Annotated in this window: 18 protein-coding genes and 1 pseudogene; 14 read left to right on the top strand and 5 right to left on the bottom strand. The window is 70.6% G+C overall.

Annotated features, from left to right (window positions below; genetic code table 11):
• The first annotated feature begins 14 nt into the window (after positions 1 to 14).
• Entirely contained in the window at positions 15 to 3056 is a 3042-nt protein-coding gene (gene uvrA, locus ABKA17_RS33420) for an excinuclease ABC subunit UvrA (protein WP_353696063.1), read from the top strand.
• Positions 3057 to 3242: 186 nt separating this feature from the next.
• On the opposite strand, the gene ABKA17_RS33415 is transcribed toward uvrA, so the two are convergent.
• From ABKA17_RS33415 to ABKA17_RS33400, 4 genes and pseudogenes are all read right to left on the bottom strand, one after another.
• Entirely contained in the window at positions 3243 to 4154 is a 912-nt protein-coding gene (locus tag ABKA17_RS33415) for a carbohydrate kinase family protein (RefSeq protein WP_353696062.1), read from the bottom strand.
• A 356-nt stretch (positions 4155 to 4510) separates the two neighbouring features.
• Positions 4511 to 5512, bottom strand: a pseudogene (locus tag ABKA17_RS33410) (LacI family DNA-binding transcriptional regulator); the annotation flags it as partial.
• 247 nt (positions 5513 to 5759) lie between these two features.
• Positions 5760 to 6716, bottom strand: a complete 957-nt coding sequence (locus ABKA17_RS33405) for a hypothetical protein (protein ID WP_353696061.1) — start codon at positions 6714 to 6716, stop codon at positions 5760 to 5762.
• Between the two features lie 211 nt (positions 6717 to 6927).
• On the bottom strand, positions 6928 to 7302 hold the full coding sequence (locus ABKA17_RS33400; protein WP_353696060.1) for a response regulator: 375 nt from the start codon (positions 7300 to 7302) through the stop codon (positions 6928 to 6930).
• Positions 7303 to 7510: 208 nt separating this feature from the next.
• On the opposite strand from ABKA17_RS33400, the gene ABKA17_RS33395 reads away from it, so the two are divergent.
• Both ABKA17_RS33395 and ABKA17_RS33390 read left to right on the top strand, forming a co-directional pair.
• On the top strand, positions 7511 to 8902 hold the full coding sequence (locus ABKA17_RS33395; RefSeq protein ID WP_353696059.1) for an ABC transporter substrate-binding protein: 1392 nt from the start codon (positions 7511 to 7513) through the stop codon (positions 8900 to 8902).
• 81 nt (positions 8903 to 8983) lie between these two features.
• On the top strand, positions 8984 to 11644 hold the full coding sequence (locus tag ABKA17_RS33390) for a nitrate- and nitrite sensing domain-containing protein (RefSeq protein WP_502994463.1): 2661 nt from the start codon (positions 8984 to 8986) through the stop codon (positions 11642 to 11644).
• Between the two features lie 107 nt (positions 11645 to 11751).
• On the opposite strand, the gene ABKA17_RS33385 is transcribed toward ABKA17_RS33390, so the two are convergent.
• Entirely contained in the window at positions 11752 to 11913 is a 162-nt protein-coding gene (locus tag ABKA17_RS33385; protein ID WP_353696057.1) for a hypothetical protein, read from the bottom strand.
• 206 nt (positions 11914 to 12119) lie between these two features.
• Here ABKA17_RS33385 and ABKA17_RS33380 point away from each other — a divergent pair, with 206 nt between their 5' ends.
• The 11 genes from ABKA17_RS33380 to secG all read left to right on the top strand — a co-directional run bounded on the left by ABKA17_RS33380 (position 12120) and on the right by secG (position 25182).
• The gene (locus ABKA17_RS33380; RefSeq protein ID WP_353696056.1) at positions 12120 to 12794 is read left to right on the top strand and encodes a response regulator transcription factor; all 675 of its coding nucleotides are present in this window, start codon (positions 12120 to 12122) and stop codon (positions 12792 to 12794) included.
• Positions 12795 to 12825: 31 nt separating this feature from the next.
• Positions 12826 to 13200 (top strand): hypothetical protein, encoded by a 375-nt coding sequence (locus ABKA17_RS33375; RefSeq protein WP_353696055.1) that lies wholly within the window; start codon positions 12826 to 12828, stop codon positions 13198 to 13200.
• Between the two features lie 67 nt (positions 13201 to 13267).
• Entirely contained in the window at positions 13268 to 15340 is a 2073-nt protein-coding gene (gene uvrC / locus ABKA17_RS33370) for an excinuclease ABC subunit UvrC (protein ID WP_353696054.1), read from the top strand.
• Complete coding sequence (gene rapZ / locus ABKA17_RS33365) at positions 15337 to 16296, top strand: RNase adapter RapZ (RefSeq protein WP_353696053.1); 960 nt, start codon at positions 15337 to 15339, stop codon at positions 16294 to 16296. Before uvrC ends, rapZ begins: the two co-directional genes overlap by 4 nt.
• A complete protein-coding gene (locus ABKA17_RS33360; RefSeq protein WP_353696052.1) occupies positions 16293 to 17360 on the top strand; it encodes a gluconeogenesis factor YvcK family protein in 1068 nt (355 codons plus the stop codon). The genes rapZ and ABKA17_RS33360 overlap by 4 nt, the downstream gene beginning before the upstream one ends.
• Entirely contained in the window at positions 17351 to 18340 is a 990-nt protein-coding gene (whiA, locus tag ABKA17_RS33355) for a DNA-binding protein WhiA (RefSeq protein WP_030039584.1), read from the top strand. Before ABKA17_RS33360 ends, whiA begins: the two co-directional genes overlap by 10 nt.
• 179 nt (positions 18341 to 18519) lie before the next feature.
• Positions 18520 to 21471 carry a M14 family metallopeptidase gene (locus ABKA17_RS33350; protein ID WP_353696051.1) on the top strand — a complete coding sequence of 984 codons (2952 nt, stop codon included), beginning with the start codon at positions 18520 to 18522 and terminating at the stop codon, positions 21469 to 21471.
• Positions 21472 to 21701: 230 nt separating this feature from the next.
• Positions 21702 to 22712 (top strand): type I glyceraldehyde-3-phosphate dehydrogenase, encoded by a 1011-nt coding sequence (gene gap, locus ABKA17_RS33345; RefSeq protein WP_353696050.1) that lies wholly within the window; start codon positions 21702 to 21704, stop codon positions 22710 to 22712.
• Positions 22713 to 22854: 142 nt separating this feature from the next.
• Positions 22855 to 24066, top strand: a complete 1212-nt coding sequence (locus ABKA17_RS33340; protein ID WP_353696049.1) for a phosphoglycerate kinase — start codon at positions 22855 to 22857, stop codon at positions 24064 to 24066.
• Positions 24067 to 24072: 6 nt separating this feature from the next.
• Positions 24073 to 24849, top strand: coding sequence for a triose-phosphate isomerase (gene tpiA, locus ABKA17_RS33335; protein WP_353696048.1), 777 nt, complete (start codon positions 24073 to 24075; stop codon positions 24847 to 24849).
• A gap of 102 nt (positions 24850 to 24951) precedes the next feature.
• Complete coding sequence (secG, locus tag ABKA17_RS33330) at positions 24952 to 25182, top strand: preprotein translocase subunit SecG (protein WP_194080280.1); 231 nt, start codon at positions 24952 to 24954, stop codon at positions 25180 to 25182.
• Positions 25183 to 25223: the final 41 nt, after the last annotated feature.

Genomic DNA, 25223 nt, shown 5'->3' with positions numbered 1-25223 from the left:
AGGTGCGGACCGGCGTGGCCGACCGTCTCATCGTCCGTGGCGCGCGCGAGCACAACCTCAAGAACGTCTCGCTCGACCTGCCGCGTGACTCGCTCATCGTCTTCACGGGCCTGTCCGGGTCGGGCAAGTCCTCCCTGGCCTTCGACACGATCTTCGCCGAGGGCCAGCGGCGCTACGTGGAGTCGCTCTCCTCGTACGCCCGACAGTTCCTCGGCCAGATGGACAAGCCGGACGTCGACTTCATCGAGGGTCTCTCGCCCGCGGTCTCCATCGACCAGAAGTCGACCTCCCGCAACCCGCGCTCGACGGTCGGCACGATCACCGAGGTCTACGACTACCTGCGCCTGCTCTTCGCGCGCATCGGCAAGCCGCACTGCCCCGAGTGCGGCCGGCCCATCTCGCGCCAGTCGCCGCAGGCCATCGTCGACAAGGTCCTGGAGCTGCCGGAGGGGAGCCGCTTCCAGGTGCTGTCGCCGCTCGTGCGCGAGCGCAAGGGCGAGTTCGTCGACCTGTTCGCCGACCTCCAGACCAAGGGTTACAGCCGCGCGCGCGTGGACGGCGAGACCATCCAGCTCTCCGAGCCGCCCACCCTGAAGAAGCAGGAGAAGCACACCATCGAGGTGGTCATCGACCGTCTCACGGTGAAGGACTCCGCCAAGCGCCGCCTCACCGACTCGGTGGAGACCGCCCTGGGCCTCTCCGGCGGCATGGTCGTGCTCGACTTCGTCGACCTGCCCGCGGACGACCCCGAGCGCGAGCGCATGTACTCGGAGCACCTGTACTGCGCCTACGACGACCTGTCGTTCGAGGAGCTGGAGCCCCGCTCCTTCTCCTTCAACTCGCCCTTCGGCGCCTGCCCCGAGTGCACCGGCATCGGTACGCGCATGGAGGTCGACCCCGAGCTGATCGTCCCGGACGAGGACAAGTCCCTCGACGAGGGCGCCATCCACCCCTGGTCGCACGGGCACACCAAGGACTACTTCGGCCGCTTGATCGGCGCCCTAGCGGACGCGCTGGGGTTCCGGACCGACATCCCCTTCGCGGGCCTGCCGCAGCGCGCCAGGAAGGCCCTCCTCTACGGCCACAAGACGCAGATCGAGGTCCGCTACCGGAACCGGTACGGACGCGAGCGGGTCTACACCACGCCCTTCGAAGGCGCCGTTCCCTTCGTCAAGCGCCGGCACAGCGAGTCCGAGAGCGACGCCAGCCGTGAGCGCTTCGAGGGCTACATGCGCGAGGTGCCCTGTCCCACCTGTGAGGGCACACGCCTGAAGCCGATCGTCCTCGCGGTCACCGTCATGGGGAAGTCGATCGCCGAGGTCTCCGGGATGTCCATCAGCGACTGCGCGGACTTCCTGGGCGAGCTGAAGCTCAACGCCCGCGACAAGAAGATCGCCGAGCGAGTGCTGAAGGAGGTCAACGAACGGCTGCGGTTCCTGGTCGACGTAGGCCTCGACTATCTGTCGCTGAACCGCGCGGCCGGCACCCTCTCCGGCGGCGAGGCCCAGCGCATCCGCCTGGCCACCCAGATCGGCTCCGGACTCGTCGGCGTCCTGTACGTCCTCGACGAGCCGTCCATCGGTCTGCACCAGCGCGACAACCACCGGCTGATCGAGACCCTGGTCCGGCTCCGCGACATGGGCAACACGCTCATCGTCGTCGAGCACGACGAGGACACCATCAAGGTCGCCGACTGGATCGTCGACATCGGCCCCGGCGCCGGCGAGCACGGCGGCAAGGTGGTGCACAGCGGCTCCCTGAAGGAGCTGCTCGCCAACACCGAGTCGCAGACCGGGCAGTACCTGTCCGGCCGGAAGGCGATCCCGCTGCCCGACATCCGGCGCCCGCAGGACCCGTCCCGCCGGCTCACGGTGCACGGTGCCCGCGAGAACAACCTCCAGGACATCGACGTCTCGTTCCCGCTCGGGGTGTTCACGGCGGTCACCGGTGTCTCCGGCTCGGGCAAGTCCACGCTGGTCAACGACATCCTGTACACCCACCTGGCCCGCGAGCTGAACGGCGCCAGGAGCGTCCCGGGACGGCACACGCGCGTGGACGGCGACGACCTCGTCGACAAGGTCGTCCACGTCGACCAGTCGCCCATCGGCCGCACCCCGCGGTCCAACCCGGCGACGTACACCGGTGTCTTCGACCACGTCCGCAAGCTGTTCGCCGAGACGACCGAGGCGAAGGTCCGCGGCTATCTGCCCGGTCGCTTCTCCTTCAACGTCAAGGGCGGCCGCTGCGAGAACTGCGCGGGCGACGGCACGATCAAGATCGAGATGAACTTCCTCCCGGACGTCTACGTCCCGTGCGAGGTCTGCCACGGTGCCCGATACAACCGGGAGACCCTGGAGGTCCACTACAAGGGCAGGTCCATCGCCGAGGTCCTGAACATGCCCATCGAGGAAGCCATGCACTTCTTCGAGGCCGTCCCGGCGATCAACCGCCACCTCAAGACGCTGAACGACGTCGGTCTCGGCTATGTCCGACTCGGCCAGTCCGCGACCACCCTGTCCGGCGGCGAGGCGCAGCGCGTGAAGCTCGCCAGCGAGCTCCAGAAGCGCTCCACCGGTCGCACGGTCTACGTCCTGGACGAGCCGACCACCGGTCTGCACTTCGAGGACATCAGCAAGCTGCTGAAGGTCCTGGCCGGTCTGGTCGACAAGGGCAACACGGTCATCGTCATCGAGCACAACCTCGACGTGATCAAGACAGCCGACTGGGTCGTCGACATGGGCCCCGAGGGCGGCGCGGGCGGCGGTCTCGTCGTCGCCGAGGGCACGCCCGAGGAGGTCGCAGGGGTCCCCGCCAGCCACACCGGCAAGTTCCTGCGGGAGATCCTCGGCGCCGACCGGATCAGCGACGCGTCCTCGGTGAAGGCCCCGCGCAAGACGGCGGCCAAGAAGACCGTCGCGGCCAAGTCGACGGCGAAGAAGACGGTCACGGCCCGGACGGCCGTGACCAAGGCCACCGGCAGCACGGCGAAGAAGGCGGCCGGTGCCACGAAGAAGGCGGCCCCCGCGAAGAAGACGACGCGGGCCCGCAAGGCCTGAGGCCCGTGAGCGACAGGTCCTGAGAAATCCGGAAAAGTTCGGCGCCCCGTGGGAACTTCCCGCGGGGCGCCGGTCGTTGCAAGATCAGCCGCCCGATCCCTGCGGCTGCGACGCACCTTGACTCCTGAACAGTGGAATCAGCGGGAGGACCGCACCCGCCGCCTCTGCCTCACGATCGAACGTCCCTCACATGTCCCCGAGTTCGGAGGCGTACGGCGGCTCCGCCCCCGCCCGGGAGCAGGTGATCGCGGCTGCCCGCGCCGCGAATCGCAACAGCCTTGTCCAGCCGCCGGCGCCCAGTCCCAGGAGCGCCTCGGCGGACAGGGCGTCCCGGACGGACAGGCCGTGCAGCAGCGCCGCGTTCACCGTGTCGCCGGCCCCGATCGTGTCGACGACCTCGACCTTCTCGCCCGGCACGGAGTGCACCGAGCCGTCCCGGGTGAACGCGGTCAGACCGTCACCGCCCTGCGTGATCACGACGGCCGCGGGCCCTGCCGCGAGCCACTCGCGCGGAGTGCCGCCCAGCCACAGCGCGTCCTCCTCGGAGAGCTTGAGCAGCGACACCGACGGCAGCCAGCTCTTGAACCGGGCCCGGTAGGCGTCCGGATCGGGGATCAGCCCGGCCCGGATGTTGGGGTCGAGCGCGGTGAACACGCCCTGCGCGGCCGCGGTCCGCAGCAGCTCCTCGTAGGCGCTCGCCCCCGGCTCCAGGACGAGCGAGCAGGTGCCGAACGACACCGCGCGCGTGTCGGCCGGAAGCTCCGTGGGGGCCCTGAACAGGCGGTCGGCGGTGCCGTCGACGTAGAAGGAGTAGGCGGCCGAGCCGCTCCCGTCGATCGTGGCGACCGCCAGAGTGGTCGGCTCCGGACCGCGCTGGACCGCCGACACATCCACCGACGCCTGCCGCAAGCCGTCGAGCAGGGCCTCGCCGAATGCGTCGGACGACGTACGGGAGCAGAAGGCGGTGGGGGAGCCCAGGCGGCCGAGGGCGACGGCCGTGTTGTACGGGCCGCCACCGAGCGCCGGCGTCAGGCCCGCCAGGGCTCCCGTGCCCTGCGGTACCAGGTCGATGAGGGCCTCACCGGCGACGACGATCACGAACGGGTTCCTTTCTCGGGCTTACGGGGCCGCCCTGCGGCATGGAGCGACGAGGGCGACGACAACTGCCCCTCAGACAGAGGGAGTTCGGAAGCGGCGATCTCCTCGGGCAACGGCGGCCCGGGCGTCGCGGCTCCCTCGGGCGACTGTGGTCCGGTCGCCCCGGCGGCTCGCTTGGGCGACTTCCGTTTGGGCGCATCGGCTCCCTCGGGCGACTGCCGTTTGGGCACCTCGCCTGCCTCGGGCGTCCGTCGCTCAAGCGTCCCGGCTTCCTCGGGTGCCCCGGCTTCCTCCGGCGCCCGCCGCCCACGTGCCCCCGCCCCCTCGGACAGCCATCGCTCGGACGCCACCGCACCCTCCGGGCATCCGCACGAGGTGCGGTGCACGAAGTCGCAGGGGAGCCGCACCGTCTGGGCGGCCCGCTCCGGATCGGCCAGGCGTTCCAGGAGCACCCGCACCGCCTGGGCCCCGATCTCCCTGCTGGGCTGGGCGATCGCGGTGAGCCGGGGCGAGAAGAGGTCGGCCCAGGCGAAGTCGTCGAAACAGCACAGGGCGATGTCGTCGGGGACGGCGAGCCCGTGGTCGCGCAGGATGCGCAGCGCGCCGATGGTCATCGCGTTGTTGGCGGTGACGAGCGCCGTCGGCGGTTCGGCGAGGGACAGCAGGGCGGCCGTGGCCCGTTCGGCGCCGGCCGACGCGGAGTCACCGTGGACCACGAGCCCCGCGTCGTACGGCAGCCCGGCCGCCGCGAGCCCGTCGCGGTACCCGGCGATCCGCTCGTCGCTGGTGCTGAGCCCGGGCAGGCCCGCGACCAGCCCGATCCGTCGGTGACCGAGCCCGGCGAGATGGGCGACCAGCTCGCCCGTCGGTGCCGCGTTCTCGGCGCAGACCTGGTCCACGCGCGGCTCGGCGTCGACGACCCGGTCGAGAAGCACGGTGGGTACGGCATGGCGGCCGAGGTAGGCCAGCAGCTCTCCGGGGTCCACCGAGGGCGCGACGATCATGCCGTCCACCCGCCGCTCGTGCAGCAGTTGGACGACCTTGCGCTCATGGACGGGGTCGTCGTGCGGATCGGCGATGAGCAGGCTGTAGCCGTGCAGCAGAGCCTCGGCCTCGACGCCCTGGAGGATCTCCGTGAAGTACGGATTGCTGATCGCCGACACCGCGAGCCCGATCGAGCGGGTTCGGGAGGTCACCAGCGAGCGGGCGAGGGTGTTGGGGGTGTAGCCGAGCTCGTCGATGGCGTCCAGCACGGCCTGGCGGGTCCGGGGCAGGACCGGCCGCGTGCCGTTGAGTACGTGCGACACGGTCGCCACCGACACGCCCGCGCTGCGCGCCACGTCGGCCATGGTCGGCATGGAGCCCCCTCCCGGATCCCTTTCAGGCCGGGAACGTACCTCATCCGACGCCAGACGTAAACGCTTGCGCAAGCGTTTACGTCTCTCGGGAAGCCCGGGAAGCCCGGGAAGCCCGGGAGGCCGGGGGAGGCCAGAGGAGCCTGAGGAGCTCGGGGAGGCTGGGAAGCCTGGAGGGAAGCCGGGGGAACCCGAGGAACGTGAGGAACGCGAGGAGCTCGGGAGGCCAGGGGACCGCCGAGCTCCCGGCTCACTCCCAGTCCCAGCCGATCCCCACGATCCCCGTCCGCACGCGCGGCTCGACGATGTGCACCGACCGGTGGGTCCCGGCGAGTGCCAGCTCCTGGCGCCCGCTGCGCGGGGCCGCCGCCGAGTGCTGGGTGAACCGGTGGCAGCGGGCCGGCAGCGCGTTCTGGTCGAACCGCACCTGGAGCGCGTACTGCCCGCCGGACGGGCCGAAACCGCGGACGTACTCGCGGGAGACGCCGGCGGTGCCGTCCTCGACGCCGTAGCGGAACAGGTAGGTGTCGCCGGCTCGCAGCCGGGTGTCGAAGAGCAGCTCGGTCACGAGCACGCCGGTCTCGTGGTGGAGGCGGACCCGCCCCGTGCGGCAGTTCTCCAGGGCGTGCACCTGCATGCGCTCCGGCGCGCACCCCGGGTCGCCGTGGTGGACGGCCACGAAACGGTCGACGCCGTCCTTGTGGGCGCGCACGATGTGGTGCGACTCGCGCCCGAGGAGCTCCCGGCGCCCGCCTATCCGTACCCGCTCGTGGTGGCCGAGCGTGTGCAGCCCGCCGTCCGGCGGTGAGCCGAGCTCGGCCAGGAGCCGCTCCAGCACGCCCGAGGCCTCGACGAGGGACCGGTAGGAGCGGACGGCGGGACGCTGGCCGGGTGCGTGTGTGTCGGCCTCGGCGAGCAGTCGGATCAGTGACTCCTCCGGCAGTTGGAGGATCTCCTCCAGCGCCCGCACCGCGCGCAGCGACTCGGGGCGCTGCGGGCGCCGCGCGCCCTGCTGCCAGTAGCTCAGGCTCGTGACGCCGACCTTGACCCCGTAGCGCGACAGATGGTGCTGCACGCGCTGGAGCGGCAGTCCGCGGGCGGCGATCGCGGCCCGCAGGGCGACGTGGAAGGGGCCGCCTCGCAGGGCCGTGTCCAGTTCCGTGTCCGCGACGGCGGAGACGTCCCCGTGCTGTGTGGCGTGCGGCATGCAGGGGCCTTTCTGTGTGTTCGCGACGGCTGGTCAGACCGTTCGCGCGGATTCGCACCGGGGCCGCCCCGTCGGCGCCGGGGCGTCTTCACATCCGTAAGCCGTTCTTCACGGCCCCGAGTTCCCCCGCATTGAAGCGTGTTGACCAAGTCCCGACAACACCTCATGCCCAACAGGCGCGCACTCCTGACCGGTATGTGGCCGGGAAAAGTCAAGTCGGCGCGACCGAGCCGTCGTTGCCGAGCAGGTTTCTGATCGCCCGGGCGGACAGCGTGGACTTGTGCAGGAACCCGCGGGCCGGACTGGCCGCGACGAGCTCCTCGACGTCGTCCAGGGAGTGCGTGGAGATCAGGATGATCACGGACGAGACACGGCCGGCGAGCTCCACCGCGAGGTCGAAGCCGTTCTCCCCGTCGAGATCGAGATCCACCAGGACGATGTCCGGGGCCAGTTCCGCGGCCCGTGCGAGAGCCTCCGGGCCTGACATGGCGACGCCGACGACGGGTACCCCGTCGCGCTCCAGCAGAGTGCGCGCGGCCTCCAGGAACCGGATGCTGTCATCGACGAGAAGACAGCGCATGGACATGCCCCACAGGGTCCCAACGGGCGGATGATTGCGCTTTCCGGCTACCCGGAAAGAGTTGACGCGCGTTGCTTCCGGGCAGCTGGAATGTGCTGAAGTCCCTTGCCGGATCCGCCGGTTCCCGCTTACTCAGCGCAGCGGCATATCACCAGGGGTAGCATATGGGCTGCCCTGGGGTGGCCGCGCAAGTCCGGTCGAGTGGGGGTGCGCGATGAAGGCCTCGATCAGAAACGTCGGTACGGCTCGGCGTCATCGCGCCCTGGCCGTAGGGCTGTTGGGGATGGTCCTGCTGCTGGCCGCGTGCGGTGGCGGGGGAGGCGATGACGGCGACGGCAGCCGTGGGAGGGCGCGCGGCGACACGACCTGCGACGGGAAGATCGAGGGGACCGAGCATCTGACGGTGTGGTTCCACGCCGGACCGAGCGGTGAGCTGAGCACCTTGCGGAAGCAGGTCGCGGAGTTCAACAAGACGCAGAGGCAGGTACGGGTCCAGCTCGTCACCCTGCCCGAGCACCGCCCGTACACCGACCTGGTGGAGTCCGCGGCGGCCAGCGGCGACCTCCCGGACCTGCTCGACTTCGACGGCCCCAACCTCTACAGCTACGCCTGGTCCGGCAAGCTCAAGCCGATCGACTCCTGTGTGCCCGAGAGCGTCCGGGGTGATCTGCTGGCCTCGATCCGCCAACAGGGCACCTACGCCGGGAAGTTGTACGGCATCGGCACCTTCGACTCCGGGCTCGGGCTCTATGTGCGCCCCTCGGCGCTGAAGAAGGCCGGCATCCGCATCCCCGAGGGTGTCGACGACGCCTGGACCTCCGACGAGTTCACCGGCGTCCTGCGCACCCTCCGCAAGGCCGGCCACAAGACCCCCCTCGACATCGGGCTCGTCTACGCCAAGCCGGGCGAGGAGTGGAACACCTACGGCTTCGCGCCCGCGGTGTGGTCGGCGGGCGGCGAACTCATCGATCCGCGCACGTTCCGGACGGCCGACGGTTTCCTCAACGGCCCCGAGGCGGTCAAGGCGCTCACCACCCTGCAGAACTGGGCCGAGGAGGGGCTCGTGGAACCCGGCAGGACCGACGACCAGGCGTTCAACGAGGGCCGTAGCGTCATCTCCTGGACCGGCCACTGGTGGTACCCGGACTACAGCAAGGCGCACCCCGGGGACGTGGCGATCGTGCCGCTGCCCGACTTCGGCCGGGGCACCGTGACCGGGATGGGGTCCTGGCAGTGGGGTGTCACCTCGGGCGCGGCCGACGGAGACGCCGTCTGGCGCTTTCTCGCCTATCTGCTGAAGCCGGACCATGTGCACCGGATGAGCGAGGCCAACGGCGCGATCCCGGCCACACACAGCGCGGTGAAGCTCTCCACCGCGTTCGGCACCGGCGGTGCCGAGCACCTGTTCATCGAGCAACTGACGGGCGGTGTCGCCCGCCCCCGGCCGCAGACGCCCGCCTACCCGGCGATCACCGACGCCTTCTCCCGGGCCTTCGCCAAGATCATGTCCGACAGGGCGCCGGTGCGGGCCACGCTCGACGAGGCGGTCGAGGTCATCGACAAGGATCTGGCGGACCACCAGTACTACCCACCCACCGGGCGCTGAGGACCGGACGTGCGCGGCGGGCGGACGACACGCAGGGGGCGCTCCCCGCTCCTCTCCCGCCTGCGCGTCGGACGGAAGCTGATGCTGCTCGTGCTGCTGCCGGTGACCGGACTGCTGGCCTTCACCGCCTTCAGCGGGATCGCCCAATGGCAGGAGGCGAGGGATCTGCGTGCCTTCCACACCGCAACGGACGTCGCCGTCGCGCTCACCGGCGTCTCCGACGCCGTCGCCCGAGAGCGGATCACCGCCGTACAGGCCCGGTTGCGCCCCGGGACGGTCGCCCCGGCGCAGCGCGCGGCCGCCGAACGGGCCACCGACCAGGCCCTGGAGCGGGCCCTCGACCGGGCCGCCGGCCGGACCGGGCCCGACATCGCCGGAGACCTCGACGCCGCGGACCGCCGGCTGCACGCGCTGCGCGTCCAGACCGGCACCGCCTCGCTCACCGCGCGCGCTGTGGCCCAGGAGTACGCGGGCATCGAGGACGCCCTCCTCGACAACGTCACCACTCTCGAGTCGGAGACCCCGACCAGGGCCTCGGGCCGTGCCGCCGACGCCCACATCGCCCTCGTACGGGCCATCGAGGCCGCCGAACGCGAGCGCGCGGAACTCGCCATCCTGCTCGACGCCCCCGCCGGGCAGCACCCCACCACCGCCGGCCGCTGGCCCGCGCTGGAGACGGCCGAGCTGGACACGTTCCGGCAGTACACCTCGGACGAGCTGCGGGGTGAGCTGTACAGCACCGAGTTCCAGGCTCCCGGCCGGGCCGTCCGCCAGGTCCGGGAGATGCTCGCCGCTCCTGACCTCCCGAACGCCCGCCGCCCCTCGTACGACCGCTGGCTGGCCGACTCCAAGGCCCGCATCGACGCCCTGCGCGGCATCCAGGACCGGGCCGCGCGCGACCTCGACGTCACCGCCGCGCGCGACCGCCACAGCGCGGAGACCCGGGTCCGCCGCGACCTCGCCGTCTGCCTGGCCGTCCTCGGCGTCGTGACCGTCCTCGCGCTGGCCCTGCGGAGGTCCATCACCCGCCCCCTCAGCGAGGTCTCCGAGGGTGCGCGGGCCCTGTCGTACGGCGATCTCTCGTACGACATCCGCTACGCCGGCCGTGACGAACTCGGTGGTGTCGCCGACACCTTCCGCGAACTGCGGGTCACCACCGAGCGGTTGGCCGGCGAGATCCGGGCCATGAACACGGCGATCGACTCGGGCCGGCTCGAACACCGTGCCGACGTCGCCTCCTTCGAGGGCACCTGGGCCCAGTTGCTCGGCGGCATGAACGGCACCATGGCGTCGTTCGCGGCGGCCCACGGGCGGCGCGAGAAGGCCGAACAGGAGGTGGAGAGCATCTTCAACCTCTCCCTGGACCTGCTCTGCATCAGCGGCCTCGACGGCTACTTCAAGCGGGTCAACCCGGCCTTCGAGCGGACCCTCGGCTACTCGGGCGTGGAACTCCTGGCCAGGCCGTTCATCGAGTTCGTGCACGAGGAGGACCGGGACGGCACGCGCGTGGCCCTCGAACGCCTCGCGAGCGGCGTCGAGATGGCCGAGTTCGAGAACCGCTACCTGCGCGCGGACGGCACCGAGTGCTGGCTCCAGTGGAGCGCCCGGCCGGTTCCCGAGGAGGGCCTCATCTACGCCACCGCCCGTGACGTCACCGAGAGCCGCCGGGCCGCCCTGGAGCAGGCCGCGCTGCGCCGGGTCGCCACCCTGGTGGCCCGCGGCGCCCCGCCGCCGGAGGTGTTCGCGACGGTGGCGGAGGAGGTGGGCGCCCTGCTGCACACGACCGCGGCCGTGCTCCGGCAGGAACCCGACGGCAGCCACACGGTCCTCGGGACGGTCCTCGGCATCCCGGAGGAGCTGGAGCGGGAGACCCGCGAGGCGCGTCGGCAGGCGGGCTCCAAGGCGCTGCGCGAGATCTCCGGAACCCGGCGCGCGGCCCACGTCGGTCAGGCCGTGGGTGCGCCCATCGTCGTCGAGGACCGGCTGTGGGGGTTCATCCTCGCGGCCTCCCCGCTGGAGGTGCTGCCCGGGGGCACCGAGTCGCGGCTGGCCGACTTCACCGAGCTCGTCGCCACCGCCATCGCCAACGCCGACAGCCGCGACCAGCTGAACGCGTCACGCGCGCGCGTGGTGGCCGCCGCGGACGCCTCCCGGCGCCGGATCGAGCGCGATCTGCACGACGGGGTCCAGCAGCGGCTCGTCGCCCTCCAACTGGACCTGCGGCTCGCCGAGTCCCTGCTGACGAACCCGTCCTCGGAACTCGCCGAGCAGCTCGCCCATGTCGGCAAGGGCCTCGACGACGCCTTCCAGGACCTGCTCCAGGTGGCCCGCGGCATCCACCCCGCCATCCTCTCCAAGGGCGGTCTGGGCCCCGCCCTGCGCTCCCTGGCCCGCCGCTCCGCCGTCCCCGTGGAGCTCGACCTGGAGCTGCCCGTGACGCGCCTGCCGGAGCCGCTGGAGGTGGCCGCGTACTACGTCACCTCGGAGTGCCTCACCAACGCCGCGAAACACGCCCACGCGCGCGTGGTGACCGTCGAGGCCGGGATCCGCGACGACCGGCTGGAGATGGTCGTCCGGGACGACGGCGTCGGCGGCGCCGAACCCGGCCGTGGTTCCGGACTGATCGGGCTCATCGACCGGGTCGAGGCGATCGGCGGCAAGCTGGACGTCGGCAGCCCACCGGGGGAGGGCACGACCGTCACGGTGCGGCTGCCGCTGACCCCACCGCCGACGAACGTGTGACCGCCCGGGCGCACGCGGGGGAGTCGTCCGGGCGGGGGGACCCAGGACGGGGTGACGTCGCGTACGCGCCGGGCGGTCGTGGCGGACGGAGAGGCTGCCGTCCGGTCTCAGGGGCGGTGGGCACCGCCGAGCCGTGCCGACAGAAGGCGCTTGGCGCGCACTATGTCGGGGTCCCGGGGGTCGAGGACGTCGCCGAAGCCGTACGTGTCCTCGGCGGGGCGGACGCGGTTCGACCGCCTCCTGGGCTTCTCGATCCGTGTCCGCCGCATGTGTCGCAACCCTTCGGTCCCGCGACCCGCCGCCTCTCGCCCGAGGCGGCCGGTCCTTCTGCATCGCACTGGTACGAGCATCGCTCGCGCACGTCCGCGTGTCGTCACGGCAGGCCCCCAATTCCGCTTCCGGCTAGCCGGAACCCCGCCGGTGGGGCAGGCTGTTGGGCGCGCACGGATCGGTCGGGGCAAGGGGAGCCGGGACCATGGACGACGCAGCGCGGCAACGGGTGCGGGGACGGGTCGTCCTCGCCGACGACGACATCCTGCTCAGAGAGGGCCTGGCCAGCCTGTGCGAGAGAGTCGGGTACGAGGTGGTCGGCCAGGCCGGTGACGCCGAGCGGCTCCTGGAACTGGTCCACGAGAAGCGCCCCGACATCGCGATCGTCGACATACGGATGCCGCCCGACCACTCCACCGAAGGCCTCAAGGCGGCCCGCACGATCCGGGAACGCCACCCCGCCACCGGCATCCTCGTCCTGTCGGCGTTCGTCGAGGTCGAGGACGCCCTGGAGCTGCTGGCCGGCGGACGCGGGGTCGGCTACCTCCTGAAGAGCCGGGTCACGGTCGTCGACGAGTTCATCGAGGCCCTTGACCGCATCGGCAAGGGCGGCGCGGTCGTCGACCCCTCCCTGGTGAACGAGCTTTTCACGGCCCAGCGCCGCGGCGACCCCCTGTCCCACCTCAGCTCTCGTGAACGCGAGGTGCTCGCGCTCATGGCCGAGGGCCGCAGCAACGCCGGCATCGGCCGCCGCCTGTGGGTCACCGAGGGCACGGTCGAGAAACACGTCCGCAGCATCCTCGGCAAACTCCGCCTCACCGAGGACACCGACGACCACCGCCGGGTGCTCGCGGTACTCACGTTCCTGGAGTCCCACTAGGACGTGAGGGGGACATGAGAAGGTCGCCCGCGTGACGGAGACCTGGTGCGTGGACGGCGACGGCGATCCGGTGTCGGCCGTCGAGGTGACCGACCTGCTGCGGGCACGCATGGCCGTCGGCCAGCTGGAGACATGGCTGACCGGTTCCTCGGGACGCTTGCTCGCGTGGATCAGCAACACTGAGCGCGTGCTGGTAATGCTGCTCGACGACGCGGACGATCCCGGAGAGCACGCCGTCGACGCGTCGGCCACCGGCGTCAGCGGCGGTTTCGTGCTTGCGAACGGCCAGACCGACGCGTACCCGGACGCCGACACCGTGCCGCTCGCCGACGCGTTCCGCATCGTCCGCCACCTGCTCGGCACCGGGGCGCCGCCGGCCGGTACGGCCTGGGTCGTCGATCGCTGAACCCGGTGTCCCCGGCGTCGTCCACAGCCCCGTCGGACTGTCAGCCCCCGCCAGTAGGGTGTGAGACATGGCCGACCCCTCCAGCTACCGCCCCAAGCCGGGGCAGATCCCGGACTCTCCCGGGGTGTACAGGTTCCGCGACGAGCACCGCCGGGTGATCTACGTCGGAAAGGCGAAGAGCCTGCGCCAGCGTCTGGCGAACTACTTCCAGGACCTGGCGAGCCTGCACCCCCGCACCCGCACGATGGTGACCACGGCCGCGTCCGTGGAGTGGACGGTGGTGTCCACGGAGGTCGAGGCCCTGCAGCTGGAGTACTCCTGGATCAAGGAGTATGACCCGCGGTTCAACGTCAAGTACCGCGACGACAAGAGCTACCCGTACCTCGCGGTGACGATGAACGAGGAGTACCCGCGCGTGCAGGTGATGCGCGGTCACAAGAAGAAGGGCGTCAGGTACTTCGGGCCCTACGGGCACGCCTGGGCGATCCGCGACACCGTCGACCTCCTGCTCCGCGTCTTCCCCGTCCGCACCTGCTCCGCGGGCGTCTTCAAGAACGCCGCCCGCACCGGCCGCCCCTGCCTTCTCGGCTACATCGGCAAGTGCTCGGCCCCCTGCGTCGGCCGGGTGACCGCCGACGAGCACCGCGAACTCGCCGAGGACTTCGGCGACTTCATGGCCGGCCGGACCGGGACGTATCTGCGCCGCCTGGAGAAGCAGATGATGGAGGCGGCCGAGGAGATGGAGTACGAGCGGGCCGCCCGCCTGCGCGACGACATCGAGGCCCTGAAGAAGGCCATGGAGAAGAGCGCCGTCGTGCTCGCCGACGCGACCGACGCCGACCTCGTCGCGGTCGCCGAGGACGAGCTCGAAGCCGCCGTGCAGATCTTCCACGTCCGCGGCGGACGCGTCCGCGGCCAGCGCGGCTGGGTCACGGACAAGGTCGAGGAGATCACCACCGGCGCCCTCGTCGAGCACGCCCTCCAGCAGCTCTACGGCGAGGAGACCGGGGACTCCGTCCCCAAGGAGGTCCTCGTCCCGGCGCTGCCCGACCCCGTCGAGCCGGTCCAGGAGTGGCTCACCGGGCGCCGCGGGTCCAACGTCTCCCTGCGCATCCCGCAGCGCGGTGACAAGAAGGCGCTCATGGAGACCGTGCAGCGCAACGCCCAGCAGTCCCTCGTCCTGCACAAGACCAAGCGCGCCTCCGACCTGACCACGCGCTCGCGTGCCCTGGAGGAGATCGCCGAGGCCCTCGACCTGGACAGCGCCCCGCTCCGCATCGAGTGCTACGACATCTCGCACCTCCAGGGCGACGACGTCGTCGCCTCCATGGTCGTCTTCGAGGACGGCCTCCAGCGCAAGAGCGAGTACCGCCGCTTCCAGATCAAGGGCTTCGAGGGCCAGGACGACGTCCGCTCGATGCACGAGGTGATCACCCGCCGCTTCAAGCGGTACATCGCCGAGAAGGAGAAGACCGGCGAGTGGGTCGACGACGGTTCACAGGACGTCTCCCAGGACGACTTCCGGGACGCCTCCGGGAACACCCTCACCGAGGACAACGGCCGCCCCAAGAAGTTCGCCTACCCGCCCCAGCTCGTCGTCGTCGACGGCGGACAGCCCCAGGTCGCGGCGGCCAAGCGAGCCCTCGACGAGCTCGGCATCGACGACATCGCCGTCTGCGGCCTCGCCAAGCGGCTGGAGGAGGTCTGGCTGCCCGGCGAGGACGACCCGGTGGTCCTGCCCCGCACCAGCGAGGGTCTCTATCTGCTCCAGCGGGTCCGCGACGAGGCCCACCGCTTCGCGATCACCTACCAGCGGGCCAAGCGGGGCAAGCGGTTCCGGGCCAGCCCCCTGGACGACGTCCCGGGGCTCGGGGACGCACGCAAGCAGGCGCTTCTGAAACATTTCGGCTCGTTGAAGAAACTTCGGTCTGCCACCATCGACCAGATCTGCGAGATTCCCGGCATAGGCCGCAAAACGGCTGAGACCATCGCCGTGGCCCTCGCCCAGGCGGCACCGGCCGCACCCGCGGTGAACACAGCTACTGGAGAGATCATGGAAGAGGAACCCGGCACCATGGGTTCCGGTGGGGAGCCCGTGACGGCGGGCACCCCGGACGAACGACGGGGGCAGGAGACATGAATGTGAACGAGCACGACGAACAACAGGACCACACCGGAGACGGAGCACAGGTGAGTACGGGCACCACCGGCGACAGCGGCGGGATTCCCGACGCGGCCATCCCCGAGCTGGTGATCATCTCCGGGATGTCCGGGGCCGGCCGGTCGACCGCCGCGAAGTGTCTGGAGGACCTCGGCTGGTTCGTCGTCGACAACCTGCCGCCCGCGCTGATCCCCACCATGGTGGAGCTCGGCGCCCGCTCCCAGGGCAACGTCGCCCGGATCGCGGTGGTCGTCGACGTCCGCGGCCGCCGCTTCTTCGACAACCTCCGCGAGTCCCTCGCCGACCTCGAGGCCAAGCACGTCACCCGGCGGATCGTCTTCCTGGAGTCCTCCGACGAGGCCCTGGTCCGCCGCTTCGAGTCGGTCCGCCGCCCGCACCCCCTCCAGGGCGACGGCCGTATCGTCGACGGCATCGACGCCGAGCGCGAGCTGCTGCGCGAGCTGCGCGGCGACGCCGACCTGGTCATCGACACCTCCAGCCTCAACGTCCACGAGCTGCGCGCCAAGATGGACGCCCAGTTCGCCGGCGAGGAGGAGCCCGAGCTCAGGGCCACCGTCATGTCCTTCGGCTTCAAGTACGGCCTCCCGGTCGACGCCGACCTGGTCGTGGACATGCGCTTCCTGCCCAACCCGCACTGGGTCCCGGAGCTGCGCCCCTTCACCGGCCTCAACGAGGAGGTGTCGGCGTACGTCTTCAACCAGCCCGGCGCGAAGGAGTTCATCGACCGCTACTCCGAGCTGCTCCAGCTGATCGCCGCCGGATACCGCCGCGAGGGCAAGCGGTACGTGACGATCGCCGTCGGCTGCACGGGCGGCAAGCACCGCTCCGTCGCCACCTCCGAGAAGCTCGCCGCCCGTCTCGCCTCCCAGGGCGTGGAGACGGTGGTCGTACACCGGGACATGGGACGGGAATGACAGGACGTTCTCCGCGGCTGAGCAGGCTGCGCCGGGTCGTGCCCGAGGGGCGCGCGACCCGGCCCGTGGAGGCCCGCGGCGCCAGGCCGCGCCGCCGCGGTGCCCAGCCCAAGGTCGTCGCCCTCGGCGGCGGCATGGGTCTGTCCGCCTCGCTTGCCGCACTGCGCCGGATCACCGGCGACCTCACCGCGGTCGTCACGGTGGCCGACGACGGCGGCTCCAGCGGGCGGCTCCGCGACGAGCTGGGCGTCCTGCCTCCCGGCGATCTGCGCAAGGCGCTGGCCGCGCTGTGCGGCGACGACGACTGGGGCCAGACCTGGGCCCGGGTCATCCAGCACCGCTTCGAGTCCAAGGGCGACCTGCACGAGCACGCGGTCGGCAATCTGCTGATCGTCGCCCTGTGGGAGCAGCTGGGCGACCATGTCCAGGCCCTCGACCTGGTCGGCAAGCTCCTGGGCGCGCACGGGCGCGTGCTGCCCATGTCCGCTGTACCCCTGGAGCTCCAGGCCCTGGTCAAGGGGCACGACCCGGAGCGGCCCGAGGACGTGGACACCGTCCGCGGACAGGCGACCGTCGCCCTCACCCCCGGCGAGGTGCAGTCGGTGCACGTGGTGCCGCACGACCCGCCCGCCGTCCCCGAGGCGGTGGCCGCCGTCCTCGACGCGGACTGGGTGGTGCTCGGACCCGGCTCCTGGTTCTCCTCGGTCATCCCGCATCTGCTGGTGCCCGAACTCCTGGACGCCCTCAGCCAGACGAAGGCGCGCCGGGTGCTGTCGCTGAACCTCGCCCCGCAGCCCGGAGAAACCGAAGGCTTCTCCCCGCAGCGTCATTTGGAGGTTTTGGGACGACACGCCCCTAAACTCGCCCTGGACGTGGTGCTGGCCGACCAGGCCGCCGTGCCCGACCGCGACTCCCTGACCGATGCCGCCAAGCGGTTCGGCGCCGCGGTCGAGCTGGCGCCGGTGGCCCGGCCCGACGGGACCCCGAGGCACGACCCGGAGCTGTTGGCCGCCGCGTACGACCGTATTTTTCGGATGCATGGAAGGATCGGCCCATGGCGATGACGGCAGCGGTGAAGGACGAGATCTCCCGGCTTCCCGTCACCCGGACCTGCTGCAGAAAGGCGGAGGTCTCCGCCATTCTGCGGTTCGCCGGCGGCCTCCACCTGGTGAGCGGGCGCATTGTGATCGAGGCGGAGCTGGACACCGCGATGGCGGCCCGCCGGCTCAAGCGGGACATCCTGGAGATCTTCGGCCACAGTTCGGAGCTGATCGTGATGGCGCCGGGCGGACTGCGCCGCGGCTCGCGTTACGTGGTGCGCGTGGTCGCCGGCGGTGACCAGCTGGCCCGGCAGACCGGCCTGGTCGACGGCCGGGGCCGGCCGATCCGCGGGCTGCCCCCGCAGGTCGTCTCCGGGGCCACCTGCGACGCCGAGGCCGCCTGGCGCGGGGCCTTCCTGGCGCACGGCTCGCTGACCGAGCCGGGCCGTTCCTCCTCGCTGGAGGTGACCTGCCCGGGTCCGGAGGCCGCGCTCGCCCTGGTCGGCGCCGCCCGTCGGCTTTCCATCGCCGCGAAGGCCCGTGAGGTACGCGGTGTGGACCGTGTGGTGGTCCGCGACGGCGACGCGATCGGCGCGCTGCTCACCCGGCTGGGCGCCCATGAGTCGGTGCTGGCCTGGGAGGAGCGCCGGATGCGCCGCGAGGTGCGCGCGACGGCGAACCGGCTCGCCAACTTCGACGACGCCAACCTGCGCCGCTCGGCCCGCGCGGCCGTCGCCGCCGGGGCCCGTGTCCAGCGCGCGCTGGAGATCCTCGCCGACGACGTGCCCGAGCACCTCGCCGCCGCGGGGCGCCTGCGCATGGACCACAAGCAGGCCTCCCTGGAGGAGCTGGGCGCGCTCGCGGACCCGCCGCTGACCAAGGACGCCGTCGCCGGCCGGATCCGCCGACTGCTGGCGATGGCCGACAAGCGGGCCCAGGATCTCGGCATCCCGGGCACCGAGTCCAGCATCACCGAGGAGATGGCCGACAACCTGGTGGGCTGACCGGCCCGGCTGTCGCACCGTCGACCCGAACGTCGAACCGTCAAAAGGCCGGTGTCGCTGCTCCCTTGGAGTGACGACACCGGCTTTTACGTGTCTGTGAGGCCCCCTTGACTGGATCATGAACTGTCATGAGCCTGGCATCTGTTCGCTGCTGTGGCGGACCCACGCAAGGGGGGCACATGAGACGAAGAGCGAGACCGATCCTCGCTGTTGGCGCACTCCTTCTCGGCGGGGCGGGCATCGCGCCCATCGCCCAGGCCGCGGAGAGCGCGAGTTCTCCCGATCCCGACGAGGTCAAGGTCTTCCGGGCCGAGGTCACCAACAAGCAGGTACCCCTGCTGCTGGCGGCCGGGCAGGACGGCCACGAACTGAGCGAGCAGGTGCCCGCCAAGGGCACCGCGACGGTCGAGGTCTACCTCACCGACAAACAGGCCGACAAGCTGGAGAAACAGGGCGTCGACCTCACCGAGCACACCCTCTCCGCCAAGGCCGAGCAGCGCGTCGAAGCCGCCGCCGAGGGCGTGTACCGGCCGTACAGCGGGGCCGGGAACATCAAGGAGGAGATCCTCCGCACCGGACAGGAGAACCCCGGCCTCACCAAGGTCGTCTCCATCGGCAAGACCGTGAACGGCCAGGACATCCTCGCGCTCAAGCTCACCAAGAACGCGAAGAAGACCAAGGACGGCGCCAAGCCGTCCGTGCTGTACATGTCCAACCAGCACGCGCGCGAGTGGATCACGCCGGAGATGACCAGACGGCTGCTCCACCACTACATCGACAACTACAAGACCGACAAACGCATCAAGCAGATCGTCGACTCGACCGAGCTGTGGTTCGTCATCTCCGCCAACCCGGACGGCTACGACTACACCTTCCAGAACGACGACACCCGCCTGTGGCGCAAGAACCTGCGGGACAACAACGCCGACGGCAGTATCGCCGTGGGCGACGGCGTCGACCTCAACCGCAACTTCTCCTACAAGTGGGGCTACGACAACGAGGGTTCGTCACCCACCCCCACCAGCGAGACCTACCGCGGCGCGGGCCCGGGCTCCGAGCCCGAGACGAAGGCCATCGACGCCTTCCAGAAGCGGATCGGCTTCACGTACGGCATCAACTACCACTCCGCCGCCGAGCTCATCCTCTACGGCGTCGGCTGGCAGGTCGCCACCGACAGCCCCGACGACGTCCTCTACAAGGCGCTCGCCGGCACCCCCGACAACCCCGCGATCCCCGGCTACCGGCCGCAGGTCTCCTCGGAGCTCTACACCACCAACGGCGAGGCGGACGGCCACGCGTCGAACGTCAACGGCCTGGCGATGTTCACCCCCGAGATGTCGACCTGCCAGACCGCCTCGGGCATCGACCCGAACGACCAGTGGAACGCGGCCGACTGCCAGTCGGTCTTCAACTTCCCGGACGACGAGAAGCTGATCCAGCAGGAGTTCGAGAAGAACATCCCGTTCGCGCTCTCCGTCGCCGAGTCCGCCGCCCGGCCCGACCAGCCGAAGTCCTCGCTCGGCCTGAAGGCCGCCGACTTCACCCCGAAGACGTTCACCACGTCGTACTCCCGCGGCGCGGACCAGGAGGTCTCCGTCGTCGTACGCAGATCCGTGCGCGACAAGGAGCTCAAGTACCGCGTCAACGGCGGCCGTACGCATGACACGTCACTCAGGGCCTGGAAGGGCGGAGAGACGTACGGCGGTGACGACAACCTCTACTTCGACGAGTACCGCGCCAAGGTCGCCGACGGCGATCCGGGCGACAAGGTCGAGGTGTGGTTCACCGGCGAGACCAAGAGCGGAAAGCGCACCTCCAGCGAGCACTTCACGTACACCGTGGCCCAGCGGCCGCGCGCGGACACGCTCGTGGTCGCCGAGGAGGGCGCTGCCGCCACCCAGGCGCAGACCTACGTCGACGCGCTGAAGGCCAACGGCCGCAAGGCGATCGTCTGGGACGTCGCCGCACAGGGCGCGCCCGACGCGCTCGGCGTCCTGGACCACTTCAAGGCGGTCGTCCACTACACGGGCGCGAGCGTCCCGGGCAACCCCACCCAGCTCCAGCTGCGGGCCTTCCTCAACGAGGGCGGCAAGCTGATCGAGGCGGGCGAGCGGGCCGGCAGCAACGTCGACCTCGGCGACGGCACCCTGTCGAACGACTTCAGCCAGTACTACCTGGGCGCCTTCACCCGTACGACCCTGCCCGGAGCCACCGCCTTCCAGGGCGTCGGCAAGCTCGCCGGTGCCGGCGGTCCGCTCGGGGCGGCCCCGGGCAACCCGCTCGACGCCGCCGGGTCCTTCAGCGTCACCTCGGACAACCTGCCGGCCGCCACGTTCCCGCAGTTCGCCAGCGCGGGCGCGGGCACCTACCCCGGCACGGTCAACCCCTACGGGCCGTACGAAGGCGCCTCCATGGCCGCCGTCACGCACAGCGACTACGCCTGGAACCGGCTCACCCGCACCATCGACCTCACCCAGGTCACCGCCGCACAGGCGCCCACCCTCCGCACCCGGATGCTGTGGAGCACCGAAGAGGGCTACGACCACGCCGTGCTGGAGGCCCACACGGCCGGGAACGACGACTGGACCACGCTCCCGGACAGGGGTGGCCAGACCGGCACCGCCGTACCCGCGGAGTGCGACGCCGGGTACTTCATCGCGGCCCACCCCGCGCTGAAGCGGTATCTGACGCTCGGCGACGGCGGCTGCACCGCCGCCGGTACCAGCGGCCAGTGGAACAGCTTCACCGGGGCGTCGGCCGGGTGGCAGGAGGTCTCCTTCGACCTCGCCGCCTACGCCGGCAAGACGGTGGAGGTCTCCCTCAGCTACATCACCGACCCCGGATCCGGCGGTCGCGGCGTCCTCGTCGACAACGCGTCCGTCGTCATCGGCGGCAACGCCACCGAGACCGAGGGCTTCGAGACGTCGCTGGGCGCCTGGAGCGTCCCCGGACCGCCCGCGGGCAGCCCGGCGGTCGTGAAGGACTGGGCGCGCACCGGAGAGCTGTTCAAGACGTACGGCGCGATCACCACGGACGACACCGTGCTGCTGGGCTTCGGCCTGGAACACGTCACCGCGGCGGCCGACCGTACGGCCCTGCTCGGCAAGGCGCTCGCCGCGCTCGGAGGGTGAGCGCGCGCCGGTCAACGGTGACTGATCCGCCGTGACCGGTTCGAGTGAACGGGTCTTTCGGCCCGGGCGGTCCGTACCCCTACTGGCGGGTACGGACCGCCTGCCCATGTATGGGACATCTCGATGTCACTCCGGCGGCATCGGAGAGGTAGGGTCGTAGGCGGTCGGGGACATCCCAAACAGAGCTCGCCGGCACCGCATAGCCGGCGTACCAACGAGGAGATCGGTTCGTGACGATCCGCGTAGGCATCAACGGCTTCGGTCGTATCGGTCGCAACTACTTCCGCGCACTGCTGGAGCAGGGTGCTGACATCGAGATCGTGGCTGTCAACGACCTGGGTGACACTGCGACCACCGCTCACCTGCTGAAATACGACACCATCCTGGGCCGCCTCAAGGCCGAGGTGAGCCACACCGCCGACACCATCACCGTCGACGGGCACACCATCAAGGTGCTCTCCGAGCGCAACCCCGCCGACATCCCGTGGGGCGAGCTGGGCGTCGACATCGTCATCGAGTCGACCGGCATCTTCACGAAGAAGGCCGACGCTGAGAAGCACATCGCCGGTGGCGCGAAGAAGGTCCTCATCTCGGCTCCGGCCAAGGACGAGGACATCACCATCGTGATGGGCGTCAACCAGGACAAGTACGACGCGGCCAACCACCACGTCATCTCCAACGCCTCCTGCACCACCAACTGTGTGGCGCCGATGGCCAAGGTCCTCGACGAGAACTTCGGCATCGTCAAGGGTCTGATGACGACGGTCCACGCGTACACCAACGACCAGCGCATCCTGGACTTCCCGCACTCGGACCTGCGCCGCGCCCGCGCCGCCGCCGAGAACATCATCCCGACCACGACGGGTGCCGCCAAGGCCACCGCCCTGGTCCTGCCGCAGCTCAAGGGCAAGCTCGACGGCATCGCGATGCGCGTCCCGGTCCCGACCGGCTCGGCCACCGACCTGGTCGTGGAGCTCCAGCGCGAGGTCACCAAGGACGAGGTCAACGCCGCGTTCAAGAAGGCCGCCGACGACGGCGACCTCAAGGGCATCCTCGTCTACACCGAGGACCCGATCGTGTCCTCGGACATCGTGAGCGACCCGGCCTCCTGCACCTTCGACTCCTCCCTGACCATGGTCCAGGAGGGCAAGTCGGTGAAGATCCTCGGCTGGTACGACAACGAGTGGGGCTACTCCAACCGCCTCGTCGACCTCACGGTCTTCGTCGGCAACCAGCTCTGACCGACAGAGCAGGCAGCTTGATGTGAGTGCAGGGCCCGGGCGGCGCAGGGACGCGCCGTCCGGGCCCTGACTCACGTACAGAACGGCCCTCTTAGGATCACGAGCGATCCGAGTACCACACCCTCCTCGGGAGTCCCCTGCAATGAAGACGATCGACGAACTCCTCGCCGAAGGAGTGGCCGGCAAGCGGGTCTTCGTCCGCGCCGACCTCAACGTGCCCCTCGACGGCACGACCATCACCGACGACGGCCGTATCCGCGCCGTGCTGCCCACCGTCAAGGCGCTGGCCGAGGCGGGCGCCCGCGTGGTCGTCGCCTCCCACCTGGGCCGCCCCAAGGGCGCCCCGGACCCGGCCTTCTCCCTCGCGCCCGCCGCCGCGCGCCTGGGTGAGCTCCTCGGCGCCGACGTGGCCTTCGCGACCGACACCGTCGGCGAGTCCGCCACGGCCACCGTCGCCGGCCTCGCCGACGGCCGGGTCGCGGTCGTCGAGAACCTGCGCTTCAACGCGGGCGAGACGTCCAAGGACGACGCCGAGCGTGGCGCCTTCGCCGACCAGCTCGCCGCCCTCGCCGACGTCTACGTCGGTGACGGCTTCGGCGCGGTGCACCGTAAGCACGCGTCCGTGTACGACCTTCCGGCCAAGCTGCCGCACTACGCCGGCTTCCTGATCGCCACCGAGGTCGGCGTCCTGAAGAAGCTCACCGACGAGGTCCAGCGGCCCTACGTGGTCGTGCTCGGCGGCGCCAAGGTCTCCGACAAGCTCGCCGTCATCGACGAGCTGCTCGGCAAGGCCGACCGCATCCTCATCGGCGGCGGCATGGCCTTCACCTTCCTCAAGGCCAAGGGCCACGAGGTCGGCGCGTCCCTCCTCCAGGAGGACCAGATCCCGGCGGTCCTGGAGTACATCGAGCGCGCCGAGAAGACCGGCGTCGAGCTGGTCCTGCCGGTCGACGCCGTGGTCGCCCCCGCGTTCCCGGACCTGAAGACCAAGGCTCCGGCGGGTGCGAGCACCGTCGCCGCGGACGCCATCCCCGCCGACGGGATGGGCCTGGACATCGGCCCCGCCTCCGGCAAGCTGTACGCCTCGAAGATCACCGACGCCGCCACCGTCTTCTGGAACGGCCCGATGGGCGTCTTCGAACACCCCGAATTCGCCGAGGGCACCAAGTCGGTCGCCCAGGCACTCCTCGACTCCCAGGCCTTCACGGTCGTCGGCGGTGGCGACTCCGCCGCGGCCGTCCGGATCCTGGGCTTCGACGAGAACGCGTTCGGCCACATCTCGACCGGTGGCGGCGCCTCCCTCGAATACCTCGAGGGCAAGACGCTCCCCGGCCTCGCCGCACTGGAGGACTGACCCCGCATGACCACTCGCACGCCGATCATGGCGGGTAACTGGAAGATGAACCTCAACCACCTCGAGGCCATCGCACACGTCCAGAAGCTCGCCTTCGCCCTCGCGGACAAGGACTACGAGGCCGTAGAGGTCGCCGTCCTGCCGCCCTTCACCGATCTGCGCTCCGTGCAGACGCTGGTCGACGGCGACAAGCTGAAGATCAAGTACGGCGCCCAGGACATCTCGGCGCAGGACTCCGGCGCCTACACCGGTGAGATCTCCGGTGCCATGCTGGCCAAGCTGAAGTGCACGTACGTGGCGATCGGCCACTCCGAGCGCCGTCAGTACCACGCCGAGACCGACGAGATCGTCAACGCCAAGGTCAAGGCCGCCTACAAGCACGGCCTGACCCCGATCCTGTGCGTCGGCGAGGAGCTGGAGGTCCGCGAGGCGGGCAACCACGTCTCCCACACCCTCGCCCAGGTCGAGGGCGGTCTGAAGGACCTCCCGGCCGAGCAGGCCGAGTCCGTCGTGATCGCCTACGAGCCCGTGTGGGCCATCGGCACCGGCAAGGTCTGCGGCGCCGAGGACGCCCAGGAGGTCTGCGCGGCCATCCGCGGCAAGGTCGCCGAGCTGTACACCCAGGAGCTGGCCGACCAGGTCCGCATCCAGTACGGCGGCTCCGTGAAGTCCGGCAACGTCGCCGAGATCATGGCGCAGGCCGACATCGACGGTGCGCTCGTGGGCGGTGCGTCCCTCGATGCCGACGAGTTCGTCAAGATCGTGCGCTTCCGCGACCAGTGAGTTCCTGGTAAGCGGGATCCGTCGTACCCTTGCGGGGGCACAGCTCAGTGGCTGTGCCCCTGTCGTCCATCCAGATCCGAGGAAGTTGGTCCAGCCGTGGTTATGGGGTTCTCGATCGCCCTGATCGTCTTCAGCGGTCTCATGATGCTGCTGGTGCTGATGCACAAGGGCAAGGGCGGCGGCCTCTCCGACATGTTCGGTGGCGGCATGCAGTCCTCCGTCGGTGGCTCCTCCGTCGCCGAGCGCAACCTCGACCGGATCACCATCGTGGTCGGTCTGCTGTGGTTCGCGTGCATCATCGTGCTCGGCCTTCTCATGAAGACGAACAACTGACCGGCACGCACATTCCGCACGTAAGGCCCCATGTTCGGTAC

It is taken from the genome of Streptomyces sp. RG80, from assembly GCF_040446465.1.
In the GTDB taxonomy this organism is placed as follows: Bacteria; Actinomycetota; Actinomycetes; order Streptomycetales; family Streptomycetaceae; genus Streptomyces.
The sequence above is the reverse complement of the archived record's forward strand: the minus strand, read 5'-3'. Positions and strand labels throughout refer to the sequence as shown.

Coding starts and splice junctions, on each gene's coding strand:
- uvrC (WP_353696054.1), top strand. CDS start 13,268: ATGGCCGACCCCTCCAGCTACCGCCCCAAGCCGGGGCAGATCCCGGAC.
- whiA (WP_030039584.1), top strand. CDS start 17,351: ATGGCGATGACGGCAGCGGTGAAGGACGAGATCTCCCGGCTTCCCGTC.
- ABKA17_RS33405 (WP_353696061.1), bottom strand. CDS start 6,716: ATGCCGCACGCCACACAGCACGGGGACGTCTCCGCCGTCGCGGACACG.
- ABKA17_RS33340 (WP_353696049.1), top strand. CDS start 22,855: ATGAAGACGATCGACGAACTCCTCGCCGAAGGAGTGGCCGGCAAGCGG.
- ABKA17_RS33395 (WP_353696059.1), top strand. CDS start 7,511: ATGAAGGCCTCGATCAGAAACGTCGGTACGGCTCGGCGTCATCGCGCC.
- ABKA17_RS33360 (WP_353696052.1), top strand. CDS start 16,293: ATGACAGGACGTTCTCCGCGGCTGAGCAGGCTGCGCCGGGTCGTGCCC.
- tpiA (WP_353696048.1), top strand. CDS start 24,073: ATGACCACTCGCACGCCGATCATGGCGGGTAACTGGAAGATGAACCTC.
- ABKA17_RS33385 (WP_353696057.1), bottom strand. CDS start 11,913: ATGCGGCGGACACGGATCGAGAAGCCCAGGAGGCGGTCGAACCGCGTC.
- ABKA17_RS33390 (WP_502994463.1), top strand. CDS start 8,984: ATGCTGCTCGTGCTGCTGCCGGTGACCGGACTGCTGGCCTTCACCGCC.
- secG (WP_194080280.1), top strand. CDS start 24,952: ATGGGGTTCTCGATCGCCCTGATCGTCTTCAGCGGTCTCATGATGCTG.
- rapZ (WP_353696053.1), top strand. CDS start 15,337: ATGAATGTGAACGAGCACGACGAACAACAGGACCACACCGGAGACGGA.
- ABKA17_RS33380 (WP_353696056.1), top strand. CDS start 12,120: ATGGACGACGCAGCGCGGCAACGGGTGCGGGGACGGGTCGTCCTCGCC.
- ABKA17_RS33400 (WP_353696060.1), bottom strand. CDS start 7,302: ATGTCCATGCGCTGTCTTCTCGTCGATGACAGCATCCGGTTCCTGGAG.
- ABKA17_RS33350 (WP_353696051.1), top strand. CDS start 18,520: ATGAGACGAAGAGCGAGACCGATCCTCGCTGTTGGCGCACTCCTTCTC.